This is a genomic window from Mycobacterium sp. (assembly GCF_032159765.1).
GTDB lineage: Bacteria > Actinomycetota > Actinomycetes > Mycobacteriales > Mycobacteriaceae > Mycobacterium.
Map to the genome: position 1 here is coordinate 1 of NZ_JAVHWM010000100.1, position 4,143 is coordinate 4,143.

Annotated in this window: 4 protein-coding genes and 2 pseudogenes; 2 read left to right on the plus strand and 4 right to left on the minus strand. The window is 66.5% G+C overall.

What is annotated here, in order from left to right; genetic code table 11:
• Positions 1 to 315: pseudogene (locus QOH60_RS11250) on the plus strand (NmrA family NAD(P)-binding protein); the annotation flags it as partial.
• A 51-nt stretch (positions 316 to 366) separates the two neighbouring features.
• On the opposite strand, the pseudogene QOH60_RS11255 reads toward QOH60_RS11250, so the two are convergent.
• Positions 367 to 516: pseudogene (locus QOH60_RS11255) on the minus strand (zinc-dependent alcohol dehydrogenase); the annotation flags it as partial.
• A gap of 146 nt (positions 517 to 662) precedes the next feature.
• Positions 663 to 1,436: an SDR family NAD(P)-dependent oxidoreductase gene (locus QOH60_RS11260; RefSeq protein WP_526420196.1), complete on the minus strand. Its 774-nt coding sequence runs from the start codon at positions 1,434 to 1,436 to the stop codon at positions 663 to 665.
• Positions 1,437 to 1,609: 173 nt separating this feature from the next.
• Here QOH60_RS11260 and QOH60_RS11265 point away from each other — a divergent pair, with 173 nt between their 5' ends.
• Complete coding sequence (locus tag QOH60_RS11265; RefSeq protein WP_526420198.1) at positions 1,610 to 1,954, plus strand: aminopeptidase; 345 nt, start codon at positions 1,610 to 1,612, stop codon at positions 1,952 to 1,954.
• Here the strand turns inward: QOH60_RS11265 and sppA are convergent.
• Together sppA and QOH60_RS11275 are read right to left on the minus strand one after the other, a co-directional pair.
• Positions 1,942 to 3,768 (minus strand): signal peptide peptidase SppA, encoded by a 1,827-nt coding sequence (sppA, locus tag QOH60_RS11270; protein ID WP_526420200.1) that lies wholly within the window; start codon positions 3,766 to 3,768, stop codon positions 1,942 to 1,944. The genes QOH60_RS11265 and sppA overlap by 13 nt on opposite strands.
• 26 nt (positions 3,769 to 3,794) lie before the next feature.
• Positions 3,795 to 4,143, minus strand: a 349-nt coding sequence (locus QOH60_RS11275) for a nuclear transport factor 2 family protein (protein WP_526420202.1), incomplete at its 5' end; no start/stop codon positions are given.

Genomic DNA, 4,143 nt, shown 5'->3' on the forward strand with positions numbered 1-4,143 from the left:
CAGGTCTACCCGCTGTTCGGCGCCGAAGAACTCGACTGGAATGAAATCGCAGCGAAAGTCCAAGCCACCCTGGGTATCCCGGTGCGCTACGAGCCGATCGATATTCCCACGTTCGCTGCCGACCTGACCGCAGGCGGCGCCTCGGCGCATTTCGTGCAGCACATCAGCAGCGTGGCGCAGGACTACCGCGACGGCATCTTCGCCGGGGAGAACAACCTCGTCGAGGTGATCGGCGGAGTCAAGCCCATCACCGTAGAGGACTACGTCACGGCCACCCGCTCCTCGTTCGACACTAGTGGGCGCCCTCGTCGCTGAGTGTCTGCACACGACGCGCCGTCGAATTCCGTACAAACGCGGTCGCTCGGCCTAGCGATAGTCGATGGCGACCTTGACCGCGCCAGACTCCCCCTGATTGGCGATCGCAAGGAACGCGTCGCGCCACTGCTCGAGTCCGAAGGTGTGGGTCAGCATCGGGCGCAGATTCACTCTGCCGTCGGCGGCAAGTTCGAGGTAGTGCCGGGTGATCACCCAATCGTCGTGCAGCGGTTGGGGATCCGGTACGTTCCGCAGCCCTACGGGCGAGTGGGCCAGGTTGCGGGTGAGCGTGTTGGCGTCGTCGAGCACCTCGAACGGCTCAGGCGGCACGCCGAATACCAGCGCCCTCATGGCTTGGCCATGCCTGCCGCTCCGGCGATGTAGGTGTCGATGTCGGCGTTCTTCATGTCGACGACCGCCTTCATGTCGGGCACGTAATGCTCGAACCCGTCATTGCCCATGGCCTCGAGGATGCCCTGTGCGACGTCGTCCGGACTGAACTTGGGGCCGTCGTAGATCGGATCGTCGTTGCCTGGCTGGTCCCAGATTTCGGTGTCGACGGGCCCCGGCTCAATCAGCTTCACCGTTATCCCGGTTCCGTGCAGGTCGACGGCCCTCGATTCACTCCACCCGCACAGCGCGAACTTACTTGCGCAGTAGGCGGATTCGTGGATGATCCCCAGCCTGCCGCCAACACTGGACACGTTGACGATCATCCCGTCACCCCGCGCGAGCATCTTCGGCAGGATGGCAACGGTCAGCCGCATCGGGGCGAAAAAGTTCACCCGCATGACCGCTTCCACCTCGGACGGCTCCAGAGCCGTCACCATCCGGCGCTTCGGTACTGCCGCGTTGTTGACGAGCACATCGATCCCGCCGAGTCCGTCCCACGCCTGTTGTGCCAGCGGGCCGACGGATGCGCTGTCGGCTAGGTCGGCCACCCACATCTTCGAGTCGGCCGAATGTTCCTGGCAATCCGCCAGCACCTCGGCGAGCCGGTCGCGCCGACGGGCGATCAGGCCGACAATCGCGCCGTCCCTGGCCATCGCCCTGGCCAGCGCCGCGCCAACGCCCGAGGAGGCGCCGGTGATGAGCACCCGTTTGGCCGCCGAGAATGCCACGGCTCAAGGCTGGCCGCGAACGTCGACTTATGGCGCGGAATTGAGCGAATTCGAGCAACAAGCCGACGCTCGCCCACCTCACAGCAAGTACTCAACATCTGTAGAGACTGTTCAGACCTCGGCACATCCAACACGTTTGCTGGATAGGCTAACCCGACTCGGGAGGGGACAGCATGACAAGTCGGCTTCGGAATGTGGTCATAGGCGCGGCCGTGCTGATCGCCGGTGTAGTCGGACTGTTTCTTCCGGTGTCGGTATTCGACGGCAACAGCTCCACCGTCGCGTGTGGGAATGCGGTGACAGCCGACCAGTCCGGACCCCGGGCGGCGAACGAAGCGCCGGTGGCCAGCGCGCCGATCCTCAATCAGGCTGTCCCACACCCCGACTTCGTCGCCCTATGCGCAGACGCGATATCGGGACGGCGTCATTGGGCCATCCCGTTGACGATCGTCGGAGCGGCCGGTGTCCTTGTCGGAGCATTCGTCCGCGGTGGCGGCAGGGCGGCTCAGAAGCGGTAGTCGCCGAGCCAGAGCGCGCTCGCGCCGGTCGACGATCGCTCGGCCTGGCTGAGCGCCCCGAGCACCGAGCGGCCGAGCAGCGCGCCCACCGCATCGGACAGCGACGCCGCCGCGGGCTGCGACGACGGCTTGGGCCGCAGGAAGTCAAACATCGACGAGCCCGGGAAGCTCACCAGCCGCACGTCGGCGTCGGGCTCCAGCCCTGCCAGCACCTTGGCGCGCTTGATCGCGGTGCGCAAGCCCCCGAGCTCGTCCACCAGGCCGTGCTCCAGGGCGTCGACACCGGTCCACACCCGGCCGCGGGCGATCGCGTCGACGGCCTCAACGGTCATCTTCCTGCCCTGCGCGACTCGTTCGACGAAGTCGGTGTACAACAGGTCGGCCTCCGCCTCGACGTGTGCGCGTTGCTCGTCGGTGAAGGGCTGGTTGATCGACCACGCGTCGGCGTTGGGGTTGGTTCGCACCGAGTCAAACCCGACGCCGAGGCGGTCCTTGAGCTCGCGGGCCACCAGCTTGCCGGCCATCACACCGATCGAGCCGGTGATCGTCCCCGCGTTGGCGACGATCGCGTCGGCCGACATCGACACGTAATAGCCGCCGGACGCCGCGACCGAACCCATCGATGCGACCACCGGTTTACCGCCGTCACGAACCCGATTCACTTCGCGCCAAATGGTTTCCGAGCCGATCACCGAACCGCCTGGGCTGTCGACCCGCAGCACGACCGCCGACACCGCGTCATCCGCGGCGGCCTCACGCAGCGCAGCGGCGATGGTGTCGCCGCCTGCGCTGGAGTTGCCAAGGGGCAGCACCTGCGGACCGCCGCGGCCGCTGACAATCGGGCCGTGCAGGGTGACGACGGCAATGGTCGGCTTTGTCTTGCGGCCAGGGATCGGCGGCATCGACGGCGTAGGCCGCGAGGCGGTGGCGCGGGCATACCGCGACAGATACAGCCGCGGGGGCGCGTCGTCGGAGTCGGCATCGGGTGGGCGAAGCTGGGCGGGAGTGTCAGAGCCGCCTTCCGGCGAAATGCCAGGTGCCCCAACGAGTTCAGCCATGCGGGCATATGCCTCGTCGCGGAAGCCGATGCGATCGATCAAGCGTCCGGTAACCGCGTCGTCGCGCAGCAGCGGCGCCTTGTCAGCGAGCGCGTCAACCTCGGCGGGCTCCAGATGGCGTGACTCGGCGACCGCCTTCCACACCTGGGTGTGCAGGCTTTCGATCAGCTGGCTGTCGGCCTCGCGGTGGGCGTCGGTGTAGCGGTCCTGCGTGAAACGGTTTACCGCGGACTTGTATTCGCCGCGCGCGATGTACTGCGCTTCGATACCCGCCTTTTTGAGCGCATCGCGCAGGAAAAGCGCATTGGTGGCGAAACCGACAAGCCCGACGGTGCCCGACGACTGCATCCACACCTCGCGGAACGCCGATGCCAGGTAGTACGACAGTGTGCCGGGATACGTCTCGGCCCATGCGAGCGACGGCTTGACGTCGCTGAAGGCCCCGATGGCCTCGCGCAGCTCCTGCACCGGGCCCGCCGAGGCGGCCGGAATCTGAACCCGAGCGATAAGCCCGGCCACCCGCGAGTCCTCGGCCGCACGGTGGATGGCTGCGATCGCTTCGCGCAACAGCAGTGGCTTACCACCGCTGGCGATCATCGCGAATGGATCGAAGCCGCTTGTTTCCTGTGGCAGCGCCTGTAGGTCCAGTTCGAGCACACAGCCGTCGGGAACTCCGTGGTGTCGGGCGGTGTCCACCCGCCGGGCCAGGGTGCGCAGGTCATCGGCGCCGGGGATGCCGGACAGGAAACTAAACATGATCAGAGCGTACCGACGCGGCGGTTTCAGCCCTGCGGCGTCTGGATGAAGACGTCGACGCGCGCGATGCGGCCGTCGCCGGCGAGCTCGAACACGAGCACCTCCGGGGTTCGCATGGGCTTCCCGTCGAGCTCCACGGTTTCGCTGAGCTCCGCGTACACGCGCGCGTCACCGACGTAGGTCACTCTTTCGACCTTCATCGCATAACCCGGCAGCTTCGGCATCAGGTCGGCGATGAACACCAGGTAGTCGCCACGACCCGCAGAGCGGTCGCCGTAGGGCCCGACACGGACAATGTCGTCCGCAATGCACTCGTCGACGACGCGCCAGTCGTGCGTCGCGATGGCATCGACGTAGCTCTCGACGATGTCGACC

Coding starts and splice junctions, on each gene's coding strand:
- QOH60_RS11265 (WP_526420198.1), top strand. CDS start 1,610: ATGACAAGTCGGCTTCGGAATGTGGTCATAGGCGCGGCCGTGCTGATC.
- sppA (WP_526420200.1), bottom strand. CDS start 3,768: ATGTTTAGTTTCCTGTCCGGCATCCCCGGCGCCGATGACCTGCGCACC.